Source organism: Neptuniibacter sp. QD37_11 (assembly GCF_047778105.1).
GTDB lineage: Bacteria > Pseudomonadota > Gammaproteobacteria > Pseudomonadales > Balneatricaceae > Neptuniibacter.
The window spans coordinates 2,585,826-2,602,473 of record NZ_CP180552.1 but is presented as its reverse complement, the minus strand read 5'-3'; the positions used below and the strand labels follow the sequence as shown (position 1 = coordinate 2,602,473).

At 43.2% G+C, this 16,648-nt stretch carries 18 protein-coding genes; 10 read left to right on the top strand and 8 right to left on the bottom strand.

Annotation, left to right across the window (positions count from 1 at the left end):
• Positions 1–161 precede the first annotated feature (161 nt).
• From ACMXYT_RS12055 to ACMXYT_RS12035, 5 genes are all read left to right on the top strand, one after another.
• Positions 162–569, top strand: coding sequence for a CBS domain-containing protein (locus tag ACMXYT_RS12055; RefSeq protein ID WP_415881960.1), 408 nt, complete (start codon positions 162–164; stop codon positions 567–569).
• Between the two features lie 102 nt (positions 570–671).
• Complete coding sequence (locus tag ACMXYT_RS12050) at positions 672–1,709, top strand: DnaT-like ssDNA-binding domain-containing protein (protein ID WP_415898876.1); 1,038 nt, start codon at positions 672–674, stop codon at positions 1,707–1,709.
• Positions 1,627–2,427: a replication protein P gene (locus tag ACMXYT_RS12045; RefSeq protein ID WP_415898875.1), complete on the top strand. Its 801-nt coding sequence runs from the start codon at positions 1,627–1,629 to the stop codon at positions 2,425–2,427. Before ACMXYT_RS12050 ends, ACMXYT_RS12045 begins: the two co-directional genes overlap by 83 nt.
• A gap of 82 nt (positions 2,428–2,509) precedes the next feature.
• Positions 2,510–2,914 carry a GNAT family N-acetyltransferase gene (locus ACMXYT_RS12040; RefSeq protein WP_415898874.1) on the top strand — a complete coding sequence of 135 codons (405 nt, stop codon included), beginning with the start codon at positions 2,510–2,512 and terminating at the stop codon, positions 2,912–2,914.
• A gap of 126 nt (positions 2,915–3,040) precedes the next feature.
• Positions 3,041–3,577 carry a DUF3833 domain-containing protein gene (locus ACMXYT_RS12035; protein WP_415911485.1) on the top strand — a complete coding sequence of 179 codons (537 nt, stop codon included), beginning with the start codon at positions 3,041–3,043 and terminating at the stop codon, positions 3,575–3,577.
• A gap of 101 nt (positions 3,578–3,678) precedes the next feature.
• Here ACMXYT_RS12035 and ACMXYT_RS12030 read toward each other — a convergent pair whose 3' ends face one another.
• Entirely contained in the window at positions 3,679–4,458 is a 780-nt protein-coding gene (locus ACMXYT_RS12030; protein ID WP_415898872.1) for a substrate-binding periplasmic protein, read from the bottom strand.
• Positions 4,459–4,707: 249 nt separating this feature from the next.
• Here ACMXYT_RS12030 and ACMXYT_RS12025 point away from each other — a divergent pair, with 249 nt between their 5' ends.
• Positions 4,708–5,358, top strand: a complete 651-nt coding sequence (locus tag ACMXYT_RS12025) for a class I SAM-dependent methyltransferase (RefSeq protein ID WP_415898871.1) — start codon at positions 4,708–4,710, stop codon at positions 5,356–5,358.
• A gap of 30 nt (positions 5,359–5,388) precedes the next feature.
• Here the strand turns inward: ACMXYT_RS12025 and ACMXYT_RS12020 are convergent, their stop codons facing one another.
• The 4 genes from ACMXYT_RS12020 to ACMXYT_RS12005 all read right to left on the bottom strand — a co-directional run bounded on the left by ACMXYT_RS12020 (position 5,389) and on the right by ACMXYT_RS12005 (position 9,194).
• Positions 5,389–6,708 (bottom strand): sigma 54-interacting transcriptional regulator, encoded by a 1,320-nt coding sequence (locus ACMXYT_RS12020; RefSeq protein ID WP_415898870.1) that lies wholly within the window; start codon positions 6,706–6,708, stop codon positions 5,389–5,391.
• On the bottom strand, positions 6,705–7,196 hold the full coding sequence (locus ACMXYT_RS12015) for a hypothetical protein (RefSeq protein WP_415898869.1): 492 nt from the start codon (positions 7,194–7,196) through the stop codon (positions 6,705–6,707). The genes ACMXYT_RS12020 and ACMXYT_RS12015 overlap by 4 nt, the downstream gene beginning before the upstream one ends.
• Complete coding sequence (locus ACMXYT_RS12010) at positions 7,189–8,598, bottom strand: sensor histidine kinase (RefSeq protein ID WP_415911484.1); 1,410 nt, start codon at positions 8,596–8,598, stop codon at positions 7,189–7,191. The genes ACMXYT_RS12015 and ACMXYT_RS12010 overlap by 8 nt, the downstream gene beginning before the upstream one ends.
• Before the next feature lie 266 nt (positions 8,599–8,864).
• Positions 8,865–9,194, bottom strand: coding sequence for a hypothetical protein (locus tag ACMXYT_RS12005; RefSeq protein ID WP_415911483.1), 330 nt, complete (start codon positions 9,192–9,194; stop codon positions 8,865–8,867).
• 408 nt (positions 9,195–9,602) lie between these two features.
• Here ACMXYT_RS12005 and ACMXYT_RS12000 point away from each other — a divergent pair, with 408 nt between their 5' ends.
• Entirely contained in the window at positions 9,603–10,415 is an 813-nt protein-coding gene (locus ACMXYT_RS12000; protein WP_415911482.1) for a formylglycine-generating enzyme family protein, read from the top strand.
• 60 nt (positions 10,416–10,475) lie between these two features.
• On the opposite strand, the gene ACMXYT_RS11995 is transcribed toward ACMXYT_RS12000, so the two are convergent.
• Complete coding sequence (locus ACMXYT_RS11995) at positions 10,476–11,069, bottom strand: TetR/AcrR family transcriptional regulator (protein WP_415911481.1); 594 nt, start codon at positions 11,067–11,069, stop codon at positions 10,476–10,478.
• 202 nt (positions 11,070–11,271) lie between these two features.
• On the opposite strand from ACMXYT_RS11995, the gene ACMXYT_RS11990 reads away from it, so the two are divergent.
• On the top strand, positions 11,272–12,141 hold the full coding sequence (locus ACMXYT_RS11990; protein ID WP_415911480.1) for a hypothetical protein: 870 nt from the start codon (positions 11,272–11,274) through the stop codon (positions 12,139–12,141).
• Here the strand turns inward: ACMXYT_RS11990 and ACMXYT_RS11985 are convergent.
• Both ACMXYT_RS11985 and ACMXYT_RS11980 read right to left on the bottom strand, forming a co-directional pair.
• Positions 12,131–12,862 carry a DnaJ domain-containing protein gene (locus ACMXYT_RS11985; protein ID WP_415911479.1) on the bottom strand — a complete coding sequence of 244 codons (732 nt, stop codon included), beginning with the start codon at positions 12,860–12,862 and terminating at the stop codon, positions 12,131–12,133. The genes ACMXYT_RS11990 and ACMXYT_RS11985 overlap by 11 nt on opposite strands.
• A 50-nt stretch (positions 12,863–12,912) precedes the next feature.
• Positions 12,913–13,614: a VWA domain-containing protein gene (locus tag ACMXYT_RS11980; protein ID WP_415911478.1), complete on the bottom strand. Its 702-nt coding sequence runs from the start codon at positions 13,612–13,614 to the stop codon at positions 12,913–12,915.
• A gap of 168 nt (positions 13,615–13,782) precedes the next feature.
• On the opposite strand from ACMXYT_RS11980, the gene ACMXYT_RS11975 reads away from it, so the two are divergent.
• Together ACMXYT_RS11975 and ACMXYT_RS11970 are read left to right on the top strand one after the other, a co-directional pair.
• Complete coding sequence (locus ACMXYT_RS11975) at positions 13,783–15,522, top strand: hypothetical protein (RefSeq protein ID WP_415911477.1); 1,740 nt, start codon at positions 13,783–13,785, stop codon at positions 15,520–15,522.
• 314 nt (positions 15,523–15,836) lie between these two features.
• Entirely contained in the window at positions 15,837–16,586 is a 750-nt protein-coding gene (locus tag ACMXYT_RS11970) for a substrate-binding periplasmic protein (RefSeq protein ID WP_415911476.1), read from the top strand.
• Positions 16,587–16,648 lie beyond the last annotated feature (62 nt).

Sequence of the window (16,648 nt, the reverse complement as noted above, 5' to 3'; positions counted from 1 at the left end):
TTGTCGGGCTTAACCTTGATCTGATCGCTTGCGAGTTGTCACTGTTAGGTGTACACATAGAGGTAGCCCGGTTGAAAATTCTACCGGTTTACCTTGTTTGGGTGGTTTGGCAGGTCGATGTTTCCAGACCTGTTAAAGCTGCCGGCCATGGAGGAATGGTAATGCTAAGATCCGTAAAAGCTCAGGATTACATGTGTGAAGACTTAATCACCTTTACCCCTGAAACCGATCTTTTTGATGCGATAAATCAGCTACTCGAATACCGAATCACAGGCGCGCCTGTAGTCGATAAAAATGGCAAACTCATTGGCTTAATGTCAGAAGTTGACTGTCTAAAAGCGATCCTGACTTTAACCTACCACGAAGAAGAGATGGGTGGTCTTGTTGGTACTTACATGTCGGAAGAGGTTTACACCATTAATCATGATGCCGACATCATAAAAGTGGCGGAAGAATTTATTAATAACAAACGCCGTCGTTTACCGGTAGTAAAAGATGGTAAACTGATCGGCCAGATTAGTCGTCGAGATGTTCTACGCGCAGTAGAACGTTTTGCACAGGATGGCTAATCACGTTTGATGGTCACAAGCCGCGGCTCATCACTGCGGCTTTTTTGTTTATGGTATTCGGTTAACGAAATGCCAAATCTGTTTAGGTAAGATTACATATTCATGAGTTATGTTTTTTCTGAAACACCTATCTTGCTATACCCATCCTTAGTCAAGGAGGTAGGTGTTGAAGCGGCTGTATTGTTGACGCTCTATCATCAAAGGGTAGAACGTCTCCAAAATGTAACGGATACAGACCAAGCGCCAGAACTTATATTTTCTCGTGAACAATGGCTTGCGTTAGGTGAGTTTTGGGACGAAGAGCGATTGGCTCAATTAACCAGCGAATTAGTCAGTGCAAACATCATTGATGCCGCATTCGCTAATGATGGCCGTGTAAGAATCCGTTTTGTTGTTGAAGAGCAAGTCTCTGAAGCATCGTTTGATGAAGTGCCTGAAGGTGATGTTGAGATTGTAAGCCGGTTACCGGTTATGGAAACGATTCCGACACAGGTTGAAGTACTGCCTGTCGAGGTTGAGCAACTAGAACCGAGGTATGCACAATCTAATTATAACCAGCAAAATCACCCACAAACTCAACCTGAACATGCAGGCTATCCACAGGATCAGTATCCAGAGATGAAGGATACGCCGTACTATCCTGATCAAGCGCCAGCAGTGCAGCCACAGAATATCCCTAACCCTGGTCCTGCTCCGACCTTTGGTGGCAGCATAGGTTGGGCGAGAAAAGCACAGCAGGTTAATAACGGCCGCTCTGATGAGTTACAAGTGTGCTTTAATAAACAAGAGCAGCGTAAAAAACAGCTTCAAGGAATGGAGCTGAATTGGCAACCGTCCGACAATTTTTATGCGTTGCTTCCGCGGCATAATATATCGCCACAATTTGCACAAACATGTTTGGATGAATTTGTGCTTTACTGGTTAGATAAAGACCGTAAAGAAACCAACTGGGATCAGAAATTCCTAGCTTGGGTAAAAAGGGAGTGGATTAACAAGCAAACTAGGGATGGACGTCAACAACGTATAAATAACGAACAACAAGGCAAAGGTTTCAGCCATGAAAACCCCCGCAGAGATACTCGCGAAAAACGACAAAGGGTTACCGCAGCAATCATGGACATCAAGGACACCGACTGGTAACCAAGAGCAGGGAACAAAAACTGCTCAGCGAGAGCTAACAGTCGAAGTCAAAACACTGGTAAATATGATCTTTGCGCGTTTTATGGCGATCTATGGCCATAAATTTAAGAGCTGTTTTGAGACCCAAGACGAAATCCGTATCGCAAAACGCGAATGGGCGCTTAGTCTTGGTGGCTATACCGAACACGAGCTGGTGGCTGCAATTGATTATTGCAAAGAGCATAGCGCGTGGATGCCGACGATCTCTGAATTTTTAGATGTACTGCGCACTCAAACTGGGGATCATGGTTTGCCTGCAACTAAGCACGCTTACGAAGAAGCCTGTCTTAATGCTGATAAAGCTTCTACGCATAAATGGACCCACCCTGCGATCTACCATGCCGGTAAAGCAACGGGGTGGTTTCGTTTACGTACTGAAGATGAAGTCGATGTTTTTCCAGACTTTCGCTACAACTATGATGTAATCAGTCGGAGAGTACGAGCAGGAGAGCAACTCGATCTACCTGTTGCAGTAGCCTTACCTGATAAAAGCGATAACACGTTGTTCGCATTTATCCAAAGCTGGGGTGAAGAGCATAACCTGAAACCTGAAATCGCGAGCAAATGGCTGTTCTACCTGACTAAACCTAAAGGTACGATGGTGCGTAAGCGCTTTCAGCAACAAGCCCAGGTTGAAGCCAATGCGATGGGTATTACGCTACCGGATGATTATCAGTAAGCGTGAGTTGAACGTCTAAGAGAGTAACTTATCAAAACAGCCTTCATGGCTGTTTTTTTATGATTTTTAAATGGGGTTTCTTATGAAGTATGAAAAAGGTGGTTTTCAGATCTACGATGAACGGGAAAAGGTTCAGCTCGAAAGCGTTCAAGCCCTGCTAAAACAATCTTACTGGGCAAATGAGAGAGCTATTGATGTAATACAAACATCGATAGAGAACAGTGTTTGTTTTTCACTCTTTAAAGGTGAAAAACAGATTGGCTTTGCCAGAGTGGTCACCGACTTCGCTTCAGTCGCTTATCTGGCTGATGTCATTATTGATGAGCAATACCGAAGTCAGGGGCTGGGGAAATGGTTAACTGAAATTATGGTTAACGATCCGCGTTGGAAAGATAAATTTAAGTTTCTTGTAACTGATGATGCCCATAGTTTGTATACCCGCCTAGGATTTAGCAGTAGTGAAAAGTTGATGAGCACGAAAGTTTAAAAGAATTCATCTTAATCTGAATAAATCGTCAGTCTTCTTGGACGATTTATAGTCCTACTCAACAATCCAAAAAACAGCTTACCCGTATACATAACTAGTAATCGCTTATGTATATGGAGTATCAAGTTGACTGTTCAAAACTTTCTTTTCCGCTTATTTCTTATTGGCCCTCTATTTTTAACGGGGTGTTCCTCTATCAATATTGAGGCGTACAAGGATAAGGATCCTGAGTTAGTTTTAGAGGAGTTTTTTGATGGTGATCTTACTGCCCATGGTGTAGTAAAGGATTGGTCAGGAAAAGTGATTCGTCATTTCAATGCCGACATCAAAGCTTATTGGCGTGAGGGTGTTGGAGTATTAGAAGAAGATTTTGTTTTTGATGATGGTGAAAAACAACGCCGGGTTTGGACGCTGACACCTGATGGTTCGGGAAAATACATTGCTGCGGCTAATGATGTGGTTGGGCCAGCAAATGCTCTGGTCAGTGGCAATGCATTGTTTATGCAATATGTTCTTAGAGCACCTTATAAAGATGGCACTATCGATCTGACTATCGATGATAAGATGTATCTGGTTTCACCTTCCGTGATTGTGAACGAGTCAAAGATGAAGAAATTTGGTATTTCGGTTGGGCAGGTGTTGTTAACGATTGTGAAAAAATAGTCGTGTTTTGTTTTTTTTCGTTGAAAAGATCGGGGCGATTAAATAATGCTTGCCCCGATACTTATCGACTTTATTGCAATAATTCAGTTACGAATACAGTTCTACTTTTTAAGGTACGCAGGTGAAATTTCTTCTGAACGGTGAGTAAATTTCCCTTCTGTACACACAGCTAAAGCACTATTAAATCGTTCTAAAAAGCCCGGGTTGTGTCTTAGAAAATGATGGCCAAAATAGACACCTAAATTGTGGCTGTGAATTACTTTCCTTTTAGTCATCGCTCTCTGTTTGTCAGTCATCGCATGATCCATCGCTTGCTCATTCATCAAAAACGCATCTATCCGTTTATGTATAAGCATGGAGAGCAGTTGTTCACTGTTCGTCGGCGGGTTTCCGGTAACTTTATAACCATTGCTCTGCAGCCAGCTGTGCATGTTTGATCCCAAAAAGCTGGTGGTTACAGCTTTCTGTTTAAACTCTTCAGATTCAGGGTCAAAAGGGGAATCCTTCAGTTGGAAGAACGTCCAGTTCTGGGTTTCTATGGCACCTGAATGTGTTGCATAACTATCACGACTTTTTTTATGGGATGCTGAAAAGAAACCGTCAGCTTTACCTTGTTTTGTAAGCAGTTTTGCTCGATTGAAAGGCCTTGCGTGTATTGCAACCTTTTCGGGCATCGCTTCAAAAGCACAACGGATATTTTCTACTGATGTTCCGGTAATCTTACCGTCAATAACTTCCGTGTAAGGCGGGTAAGGCATTGTGAGTAGATGTACTGAATCGGAATCGAATTGCTCACCCTCAATTGCGTCCATGTTCACATCATCTTGTGCTAAGGCCGGAAGGCTTAATGTGCAGATTAATAAACACGTTTTAACTCGCATATACACACCTATCTATTCGATATGACTACTGATCAGATAAAGGCCGAAACTGAATTAAGTCGCTAACTGCCTCTATGTGGATTCAGTAATAAAATATAGTTGAGAATTTTTAGGTTTGTAGGAATTGGAGGACTTCTTCGGCGCAATCAAACCTTTGAGGGTTAAACCAGAAATTACTGACTTTTACATGGTCAGGCATCTACGTTATTTTAAGGCCGCTTTTTAAAATAGCCCAAAGGAAAGGGATAGATGAACAAGCCTGTGAATAAAATAGAGTCGGACAAGTTTTGGGATGGCGTTGCTGCAAAGTATTCGCAAAAAGCAGTTCCCAATGAAGCGATGTATCAAAAGAAATTAAAGGAAACGCAAAGTTACTTTTCTTCTGATATGCGTGTGGTTGAGTTTGGCTGCGGTACAGGTACGACTGCTATCCATCATGCGCCATTTGTTGGTCATATTGATGCCATAGATATCTCCGAAAATATGTTGGAAATTGGGCGAGAAAGAGCGCAAGAAGCAGGTGTAGGGAATGTCGATTTTCATCTAGGGACATTGAATGATTTCAATGCTGAGACTGAAAGCGTTGATGCGGTTTTGGGCTTAAATGTGATTCATTTGATTCCCAACTGGCAAGCGGTGATAGCTGAAGTCGCTAGAATCTTAAAACCCGGTGGCGTTTTTGTGAGTAGTACCGGTTGTTTGGGCGGTTCTTATATGCGCTTTCTTAAATTGGTTGTACCAGTGGGTAAGTGCTTCGGATTAATGCCTGATCTATTCGTGATCACGGAAGATGAATTGGCCGATGAGATTAAAGCCGCTGGCTTTAGCATTGAGAGCCAATGGCATTACGGCCATAAGGGTATGGAAGTGTTTATTATCGCGCGAAAGAATGCCCTTTAATTACCAAATCAAAGAGCATTCTTTGTCTAATTAGGCTTTGTAATCGGCAGCTTCTAAACCATGCTTTTTTAAGAGCTTGTATAGGTCGGTACGATTTCTTCCCGCTATTTTTGCTGCTTGAGAAACATTGCCTTCGGTAATCTGTAATACCTTTCTGAGATAGCGCTTTTCAAAATCAGCACGAGCGTCGTTAAAGTTCTGGATAACCTGATCCTGATTGACCAAGGCTCGATTAATGGCGCTATCAGAGATGACCGGTGTTGTGCTTAATGCCGTTACCTTCTCGATCACATTCTCTAATTGGCGGACATTACCCGGCCACGCCGATTGGGCTAAAACCTGAAGTGCATCTGAGGAGATATTCTTAACCTTGGGGTTATGCTTCGCTGCTGCTTGCTCAACAAAGTGGCGTGCCAGAGGTGGAATATCTTCAGGTCGTTCTGCAAGCGGAGGTAAGTGAAGATTCACCACGTTAAGACGGTAGAACAGATCCTCACGGAACTGTTGCTCTTGCATCGCTACTTCCAGGTCGCGGTGAGTGGCAGAGATTACGCGTACATCAACAGGAATAGTGTCGGTAGAACCCACAGGTCGAATTTGTCTTTCCTGTAGAACGCGCAAGAGCTTAACTTGAAGGGATAGCGGCATATCGCCAATCTCATCCAGAAACAAAGTTCCGCCGTTGGCTGCTTGGAAAAGACCTTCGTGCTTGCTGACAGCTCCAGTGAATGCGCCTTTGGCGTGACCGAACAGTTCGGACTCCAAAAGTTGCTCTGGTAGCGCACCACAGTTAATCGCAATAAACGGTTTTTTATGGCGTGGGCTTGCTTGATGGATCGCGTTGGCTAATAGTTCTTTACCACTTCCGCTTGGGCCTGTAACGAGCACACTGACATCGGAGCCTGCGATCTGTTCTGCTTCTTGAAGTAAGCTCTCCATAATCGGGCTGCGACAGATAATGTTTTTGCGCCATGTACTATCGGATCGACTTGTACCCGCAAGGGCTGCATTAATTGTTTCTAACAGCTGGTCTCTGTCGATAGGTTTGGTGAGAAAGCCAAAAACGCCTTGTTGAGTTGCCGTTACTGCTTCTGGGATTGAGCCATGAGCCGTAATGATGATGACTGGCAGCTGCGGATAGCGTTGTTGCAGTTGTTGGAAAAGGGCAAGGCCGTCCATACCTTCCATACGAAGGTCAGTGATGACCAGGTCGATCTGATCATCGAGGATCTCGAGAGCTTGTTCAGCGCTCTCCGCACAACTGATTTTAAATCCGCTGGCTTCTAAGCGCATTGAAAGTAGTTTTAGTAGAGATGCATCATCATCTACCAATAAAACGTGAGGGGTCATTCCTGTACCTCACGCTCATTGTTTAGATCGGTTTCAATCTGGGTGAGCGCATCGATTTTAACCTGCAGGTTTCGATTCTCTTCTAACAAATTATCTTGCTCCGCTCGCATCCATAGCAACGCGGTTGCGAACTGGTTACGAATATCTAAGTAACGATCCCCAGGGCAGGATGAGTGAGGGTAGAGCACAATTTTAGAAAAATTACGTTTGGCTTGCTGTAATTGCTCTGTTGAAGAAAGCGGTGTTGATAGAAGTAGAGCTAATAGGGCGCTGTCTTTACTGCGAATAGCTCGCTGCATGATGTTGCTGCGCTGATCAGGCTTTTGTAGAAAGCGGCTTTCAATGCCTTGTAACTGATCAAGTCGTGTTTCGTTGATACGACAGATTGGTTTCTCTGTTACTTCTGGTTCAGGCATAGGTGACTTTGTCGGTACAAATTCACACCCTTGTAGAAACAGTAACAAGATGAGTGGAGCGTATTTAATCATGGGTATTAAGCTCTTTAACTGGCAGGCTGACGCGGAAGCTGACAAAGCTATCCTGATTGCGATGTAAAGTGACGTGGGCACCTAATGAGTCAGCGGCATCTCTAACAATACTCAATCCGATACCGGAGCCTTTAACAGGTCCAATGCGTCGATTTTGGCCTTGGTAGAACGGTGTAAATAGGTGTGGAATATCTTCATCTGGAATGATTGGGCCGTCGTTACCCACTTCTATAACTAGATAGTCTGCTTGTACGTTGGTGCTAACCAGTAAGCGGCCACTGGAGCTTCCATAGAGGGCCGCGTTTGATATCAGGTTGCCGATAATACGGATAAGCATTGCCCGGTCAGTAAACCATTCGATATCTTCTTGTGGCAGCTGCACCAGCATCTTCTTTTGTTCGAGCAATAGCTTAAAAGGCTCAATCGCTTCGTTAATAACCGGCAGTATATGTACTTGATGGAAGTTAACCGGTTCATTCTGATTTAATCGGCTGTAGTCCAAGAGTTGCTCAATCAAAGACTGTAATTGACGTGAGTTTGTCTGCAGCAGATTAGCCACTTCAAGCTGGCTGGTATTAAGATCGCCAATAACCTGTTCTGCTAGAAGATCAGATCCTTCACGCAGCGTGGTCAACGGGGTTTTTAATTCGTGAGACATATGGCGTAAAAAACGTTGTTTCTCGTTCTCTACTTCAGCTAACTGTTCTGTTAGCCAATCAAGCTGCCTATCTAACTCAACTAACTCATCCGGTCCGCCGACTTTGGCACCGAAATATTCTTCGCCGGTTCCTAATGCTTGTAAACGCGCGGCTATCCGGTTAACTGGGCGGATAATTTTAAAACTGAAAAATAGGATTAACAGGGCTTCTAAGCCGAGAAGAATAATCGCTAAGGTACTTAATTTAGTCTGTGTTGTTTGCGCGGTTTCATTAAGCGCTTGTAAGCGTTGATCTAAGACTAAGTCGATCTGTTCATTTACCACACGGGTGAGGCTGAGTAGTGAATTAGCCTCAATAGGGTGAGCGCGTTCGATACCTTCGAGTAATTCAGTGATCTCGTTAGCTTTATTCTGTTCATTCAGCAGGAAGCTATGGATGACCAGCGCTTGTCTGTATTCCGACAAATACTGATTAAAACGTTCTTGAATTTCAGGCTTAGCTAGAATCTGGTATTGCCTTGCCGAACGGGTAATATCTTCGGCTAATCGTTCGAGTTGTTGGCCTCTACGCGTAACCTCTAAAGCTTGTTGCGCGAGCACACGGCCTTGCGCCGACTGTTCTACAAGAGCATCAGTAGCGTAAAAAATGAGGATGCCGAAAGGTGTTACGACAACCAAAAAGGATAGAAGTACCAGCTGCTTCAATGAGCTGAGTCGCCAAGGTTGGCGAGTCGATTTGGCCATTAAACAATCATAGTTAAACAAGTGTATGAGTATTATCCATCAATTACGCCTTAAATGGGTAGTCTCCATTATCTGTGGATAGACGGATTAGAGTTATAGGGCTGGCCGGGATCATCCTGATCACCGGCCGTGTTAAAACAGAGCTGGCGGCTATGTTTGTGGACATGGATGCTCTGAATCAACTTGTTACCTGCTGGTACTCAACTAACTGAGCTGAGGCTGTCTCGGAATCAGTGGGGCTAGTCTTATACCAACAAGTGAACCCTTTAAACGAATAGTTTCTTAGAAGCTACGTAAGACGTTGTCGCCTCAACTTGTAGTTGAGAAAACTCATCCGGGCTTAGAAAACCATCTTTGTTGGCATCAATTTTATTGAAGCCTTTTACCAGCGCTGGAGAAACCTGCGCTTCCTGAGGGCTAACTTTGCCATCTTTGTTTTCATCTAGTTTTTCGAAAATGCTTGTTGCTTTTGGTGCTTCTTGAGTCATCACTTCTGGTTGAACGTCCTTAACAACTTCAGCAGGTTTTGTTTCTTCAGCAAAAGCAATTGTAGAAACACAAAGCATGGACGCTAGAGTAAGTGCTGCAGATTTCATATTTTTCTCCTTAACGAAATAGATCGGGTAATAACAAAAATTTTAAATTCGCTAGGGATATATCAAGTGATGTGCCAGTTTTTTAAAACTCAATTAAAACAATGGGTTATGTGTATTTTTGTGGATTTTGTCTTGTGGCTGCTAAAAAAAGATCCGAAAAGGAGTGCTATCTGTCGCCAATAAGAGACAGTGGGCTGGTTGTTAATTATTCAAACATAATAAAATCAATGGGTTATGTGGTTTCTTTTTAGCGACAGTGAGTGATAAAAGTATGTAGTCAGTACTATGTCGGAGAAAATAATTCTGCTCTTGTTGAAACTATCTGATGAGTTTTTGCTCTACCTTTAGAAGGTTAGATACCTTTGGTGCTTGATAAAGATAAGAATGCATATAAGCAGGGGAAAGGGCATGAACAAGAAAGTGTGCTGTGTAGCAGTGTTGCTCAGTGGTTTTACTTCTGGGGTATTCGCAGAATCCAGTAAAATCCAGATTGATGCAGGTAAGTTTCAGATGGGGTGTTCACAGGGAGATAAAGACTGTGAAAACGATGAAGGAGAGCCCGGAGGCACAGCTGTTCACGTGCCAACTTTCTTGATTGATAAACATGAAGTAACGGTTGCTGAGTATCAAGCATGTATTGAGGCTGGGAATTGCCAACGGCCAAAAGACCATAAACGAAACAAGTATTGTAATTTAGGTGCAGAGGGGCGGGGTAATCATCCGATTAACTGTGTAGATTGGCAGCAGGCTTTAGATTTCTGTCAAACTAAAGGTGGCCGTTTACCTTTTGAAGCGGAATGGGAAAAAGCAGCGCGGGCCAATACGCTTACGCGCTATCCGTGGGGCCAAGAAGTAAGTTGTAAACAAGCTATTCTTGATGATGGAAAAACGATGGGATCGGTCCCTAATGAACCTGATGGTTGCGGTGAAGATCGTACTTGGCCCATAGGTAGTCATGCTGAAAATGCTTATGGCTTACACGATATGCATGGTAATACCGGTGAATGGACGATGAATTGGTATGCTAAAAACGGCCTTGAACGCTACGCGAATGGAGATCTGTTTGGCCCAGACCAGGGGCGTCAACGCGTGGTTCGTGGTGGCTCTTGGGATGAGCATAAAGCCAATTTGCGTAGTTCATTCCGTAATGTGAAACCACCGATAAGTGGCAGAAGCGTTTATGGCTCGATAGGTTTTCGTTGTGCTTACGATGTAAAATAATCGAAGCTCCATACAAATAAAAAAGCACCGCAGATCGGTGCTTTTTGTTGTCAATTACTGTTAATGGCACGGACTGTGAAGCGCCTTAAGCATATTCGTAATAACTGCATCATATTTAGACTGGTGTGGACGCTTGCTACTTAATACGCGAAGTCCCCAAATATTTGTCATTAGGTATGTTGAAAGATCTTCGGGGGACTGCTTTCTATCTAACAATCCTTGTTCTTGGGCTTGAATGAGCGCATTAGTAAAATAGGTTTCTACTTGGCTTAAGTAGCCTCCTACGCGTTCTCTAATCTCATCATCTTCTGTAGCAAGTTCTAGCATGGTATTAACCATTAGGCAGCCTTTACCAAGGCGATCATGTACTAGATCATCGCAGAAACATTTAAAAAACTGCTCGATTCCTTTCAGAGGAGTTTCAGCATTTTCCATTACGCTTGAAACTCTATTTAGACTGCGCTCAGCATAGGTGTCTATAACCTCTAAAAACAAACCCCGTTTGCTTTGAAATGCACCGTAAAGTGATCCTGGTTTTAATTTGGTCGCGTTCACGAGGTCGGTTACCGATGTTGCGCTGTAACCTGTTCTCCAGAAAACATTCATAGCCTTCTCTAAGACATCAGTACGATCAAACTCTGCTGGCCTCGCCATATTTTGCCCTCCTTGTTCTATTCGCTTATTATCATTATTCGATCCGCATCTCGCAATAGTTAATATGATAACCGGTAAATGCTTCTCGTTTCTGCCTTTTTTTGTAGTTTTTTTTATTATCATTACTCTAACAGGTTGTCAGAAAAAGCCTTCAGAATTCAGTTCTGAGGAAGGTCCCCTATTTCGCCGTGGGGTTGTGAACATGACAGACCAAGGGCTCAGCTTTAAGCCCTGTTACGTTAATAAACGCGAATTGATTAATGATCATACCGGTCGATTAGAGCGAAAATTAGATGATTCAATGGAGCCCGCTTTTTATGCGGAGATGAGTGGCTCTCATCTTGCGCCAGGCGAGCCTTGGGAGGTTTATCAGGTACACCTGATTGGTGGTAATCAATCAACCTGTAATTATGAACTTTCAGGTAATGAATACCGCGCTGCAGGTGAGCGCCCCTTATGGATAGCGGATGTTCGGGATGATGGCATTTATGTTCAAAGGTTCGATCGTTTAAAACAGTTGATTTTCCCCCTATTCGATCCTATTAAGTTTGGAAGTAGTCTTGAGTGGAGTAGCCAGCTAAAAGGTTTAAAGAACTATAGTCTGAGTTTAAATGTCGAACGTTTACGATGTCAGGATCGTTATGGAATCGAATACGAACATACGGCTCGGATGGTGTTAAATGGTACTGTCTTTGAGGGCTGTGCACGACAAGGAAAGTTAGATCTAAGAACTCTTCCTGGTTTGTATGGAATAGAGCTACCTGGATTAAGGTCACAAGGACGTTATATCTCTTTAGAGTTATCGAGCGATCAGCAAGCGGTTTTAACTCAAGATTATCGTAATCGTCAGCCGTTAATCGTTCAAACGGGCTCCTGGCAATTGATGAAAAATGGACGAGTTGTAATTCATTTTGTAGATATTGACGGCCTCGAAGATAATGAAATTCTCGTCTTTGAAAAGGATAAAAAGGGCGGTTTATTGTTAAAGGGATATAGTCCTACGTTCGGACATTCGGGGTTTCGGTTAGAAAGAGCCGGCCCCGAGCGTCTGTATCGAAAATTTAATCGTTAATCAGAATATCTTTGGCCCGATTGATCTGGGCTGCAAGATAATCGCTACCACCGCGGTCCGGGTGCAGCTTCTGCATTAACTTACGATGTGTTGCGATAATCTCTTCCTTACTGCTATTAGGTGAAATACCTAAAATATCGAATGCTTCTTGGCGGCTCATCGTCCCATGATGAGAGTGATTGTTAGCACTTTCGTTATGCTGGATATCATCTTCGCGCCAACTATCGCCAAAACGTTTATCTAAGTAGGTTGTTAATAAACGAGTCGATTCTTCATCATGCTCACGGCAGTATTGCAGCAATTGCATAAACTCTTGCTCGCTTAAATCGCCTAGTTCTTTTCCTTGCAGCGGCCCTTGCTTAACTGTGCCATACATCACGCCTGAATCATGATCTAAACGCATAGACAAAATTTTTGTTTCCACTTTCGAAACGTTGCCTGAGCTCGCTTGGCTATGTCGTTTTTTATACAGGTAATTTAAGAACGGCAGAAAACGTACGAAGAGAGGGAAAAGTCTGCGGGCAAAGGGCAATAAACCTGCTGCCACGGCTGCAATCCAGTGAAGGCGTCCCGTCAAAGCCATCAACAGAACGAATGTTGAGGCAATAACTAAAATAATAGCGATAACTGCTCGAGTGCGTGTTGCCGGTTTAAGAGTCTTCAGCCAAAAGAAAACCAGAAAACCTAATCCGGCTAAAACTACTAGACTAATTGGATTCACATTGTACCTATACTGATGTTTAACAATTCACAATGACTAAGTTGTCTATGTTACCGTAACTGCTCAAGTAGATGTTTTGCTGCGTGCCCTTTATTTTCTATATAGCGTTGAAATGCTGGCTTACCTTGACTGGCATAGATGGCAACAGCAGTCAAAAGTTGCTTTAACAGTTCGGAGCTATGATGATCGAAGTGGTGATAAGCACCTCCCGATAGATGGGCGATGGCGGTAAACGCTTGCCGAGCACGGCAGTCAGCGCCTTCCTGAAAAATAAAGACAGGCGTTTTGAGTAACCCAAGTTGACCTGCGAGAGAAGTTAACTTGTCGGTACTTTCCTCCTGGCTATCGCCGATAAATATGATCGCTTTGACCTCTTGTTTTCGGGTTTCGTTTATACCTAACTGAAGTACCTTCTGTATTTGGGTATGACCAGCAGCACATGAGACTTTCTCCATAATCTGTCTAAGCTGAATAGGCTGGTTAAGCCATTTACTATGCTGGAACTCTTGATAACCCCGAAAGTAACAAAGCATAACTGCAAGGTTTCCGACTTCGCTGGTGGCTGAAAACATTTGGTTTTGCAGATGGCAGGCATGATCCCATGTCGCTTGGCGGCTAGCTGTTGCATCTAATGCAAACAAAATACGACCCTGAGCGTTAGTATTGGCAGGAGCGAGTTCGTTGGCGAGCTGAATAAATTCATCCAGTTCTTTTCTAGAAGAGAGTGTTGTTAGGTCTTTATCTTTCTTCATATGCATGCTGATTTTACGGTTAAATAATACATTCAATACCAAATCTGGCTATATCATTAGCTTGATCTAATTCTTAGTAAGAATTATTCCTATTTTCTTCTGTGACTAACGACAGTTTGAATCAGTTCAGTTAAGATCTAGATAAATTTATAAAAGGAGTTTTGTAAGGTGCGTAATGTCATTATAGCCGGTGCAGTTGTAGCAGCCGGTGCAGTTGGCTACATCCTAACCCAACAAGATGGTGGTATTACTGCCACATCTAAATCCCCATTGGCATATGTGCCTGCCGACACGGTTTTCTTCTCTGGTCAGCTAGAACCGTTTCCGCTTAAAAACTACCTTCAGTCCACGAGCTCTCTTCAGGCAAAAGCACCTCAAGAACTGCTAGATGCATTAGATGATGAAACTGATCCGAAAAAACGTTTCTTCACTAGCCTAATCAAAGCTTATTTTGAAGCCGCAGGTTCGCCTGCTGAATTTCAAAAAACATTTGGTTTACCAGATGAATTGAGAATGTATGTCTACGCAGTAGGCTTCATTCCTGTTATCCGTTATGAAGTTACTGATGCTCAAGGTTTGTGGGCTGCGTTAGACAAAGCAGAACAAGACAGCGGTTTTAAACACGAACTGCGCACATCTGGCGATCTACAATACCGTGCTTATACGTTAGAAAATAATGATAAGGGCGAGAAGTTCGAAGTACTTGTAGCCTTTGAAGATGGTTGGGCTACGTGGACCATCAATACGCATGTAAATGATGCTCAAACAATTGATATTGCTTTAGCTCAAGCAAAACCTGCAAAGTCACTTCAACAGGCGGGTACAGTCGAGCAGATTACAACGCAACACGGCTTTATTAAGAACTATATCTCTTATATCGATCATCAGCAGTTAGTGACAGCCTTTACCACTGAAAACGGTAATACATTGGCTAGCATGTTGACTCAAGCGATGACTGCGTCAGGCGATCCTGACGGTTTGGCTGATGTGCGTAATCCTGAATGTCAGTCTGAAATGGCTGCTATTGCGGCTAATTGGCCACGTACTGTAATCGGTGCTCGTAGCGCTGATGATATTCAAATTACACCAGAACGCAGCTTTATGCGTGTTTCAACTGTTGTTGAAAGCAAGAATAAAGTCGTGATGGATGCGTTAGCTTCTCTTCAAGGTTATATCCCATCATACCTAAACGATGCACAGGTATTTGGTTTGGGTATAGGTCTGGATGCCAACAAGCTAGGTACTGGGTTGTCTTCTATTTGGAGTAACATGCTAGAACCTACCTACAAATGTGCGCCATTAGCTGAGATGCAAGCGGGTGTTCAACAGGCTAACCCCGCAGCTTTAGCGATGTTTACGGGTATGGCTCAAGGTGTCAAAGGTATCGGTGCTGCTATTCAGGACTTCAGCTTGAAGACAGAAGGTTTTGCACCGCAACTTGAATCTTTGCAAGGAATTGTTTCTCTCTCTGCTGATAATCCAAAAGTGCTGTTTGATATGGCGAAGTCATTTGCTCCGCCTCTAGCGGCTATTCAGCTACCTCAAGATGGTACTGCTATTGATCTATCTACTATGGTACCGATGCCTCCTGAAGTAAACGTGAAGCCTATGCTAGCGTTGAAGGGGCAGCACTTGGTTATCTTTGCAGGAGAAAGTGGTCAGGCTCTGGCAGATACATTGGGTTCAGAACAGATCTCGGGTAATGGCTTGTTGAATTTCTCAATGGACTATAAAAAGATGCTTACGCCGCTTCTACCAGTTATGGAAATGGCTGCTGACCCAGAACTAACTGAGCAGATGGAAACGCTTAAAAATATGGATATGAAAGTTAAATTGGCGTTGAACCTTCAGTCTCAAGGTATTGAATTGAATACTGAGATGGATATTAAAGCACCTTCTCAAAAGTAGCTTCAAACCTTTAGCTTTAATCTAACTAAAAACCGCTTAGTAGCTTCTACTAAGCGGTTTTTTTTGTTTATCCAGCTAGACTTAGTTTTAAACCATCAAAGTTAGGCCTTTGGATTTTACTGAGTATATTTTTGAGAGAGTTATGTAGGATGCGGGTATCTCTACAAAAGTTATTAAGTCAGATTTTAATTATCACCGCGATATCCATTGGAAATCTCTATTGCTCCGTAAGCTTTGCGTCCACAGAATTACGCACAATCCCACCTCAGTCTGACTTTGATGTCAGCCATAACTATTTTGTGACTTTGTTACAAATGATGCTGGATAACACTGCTTCTGAGTACGGCCAAAGCAATGTGGCACATGTAGTGAGAATGGAGCAAGGCCGAGCTTTTTACGAGTTGAAAAGGGGAAAAATCATAGATGTATATTGGGCGGGCACCTCTATTGATCGAGAAGAAGAATTCACCGCCATTAGAATTCCCCTTCTAAAGGGGTTACTAGGTTATCGCCTTAGTATTATTCGAGAAGATTCCAAATCTAAGTTTCAAAGCATAAAACATTTAAAGGATCTGAGGAGGTATACCGCTTGCCAAGGAAGACATTGGCCGGACTCTTATATTTTGGAAAGTGCTGGTATTGAGGTCAGAAGAGGGCCAATTTATGAACTTATGTTTGGTCAATTAGCAGCGGGGCGTTGTGATTTTTTCCCTAGGGGTATTCACGAGGGAGGTCCTGAGTTAATGGCTCGCCGTGAGAAATATCCTAATCTACGTTTGTTCTCTGATACGATTGTTTATTATCCATTCCCAATGTACTTTTTTGTCCGCAAAGGCAATATTGAGTTAGCTGAACGGTTAGAATTGGGGCTGGAAAGGGCTATAGATTCTGGAGAGTTTGATCTACTGCTCGAGAAGCACCCTATTACGTCTACTTTATTCCCATTAACTCAGTGGGGGGAAAAAAATATCATCGCTATCAGCAATCCTTTGCTTCCGAGAGACACGCCTATCAAAAATAGCCGCTATTGGATAAGACCTGATGACCTAAAGGCTAGACGTTAGAGGGGCGAAGCTTAATTGTGGTTTACACCCTTAAAGTTTAAAGAGCGTAAACCAAACCATTC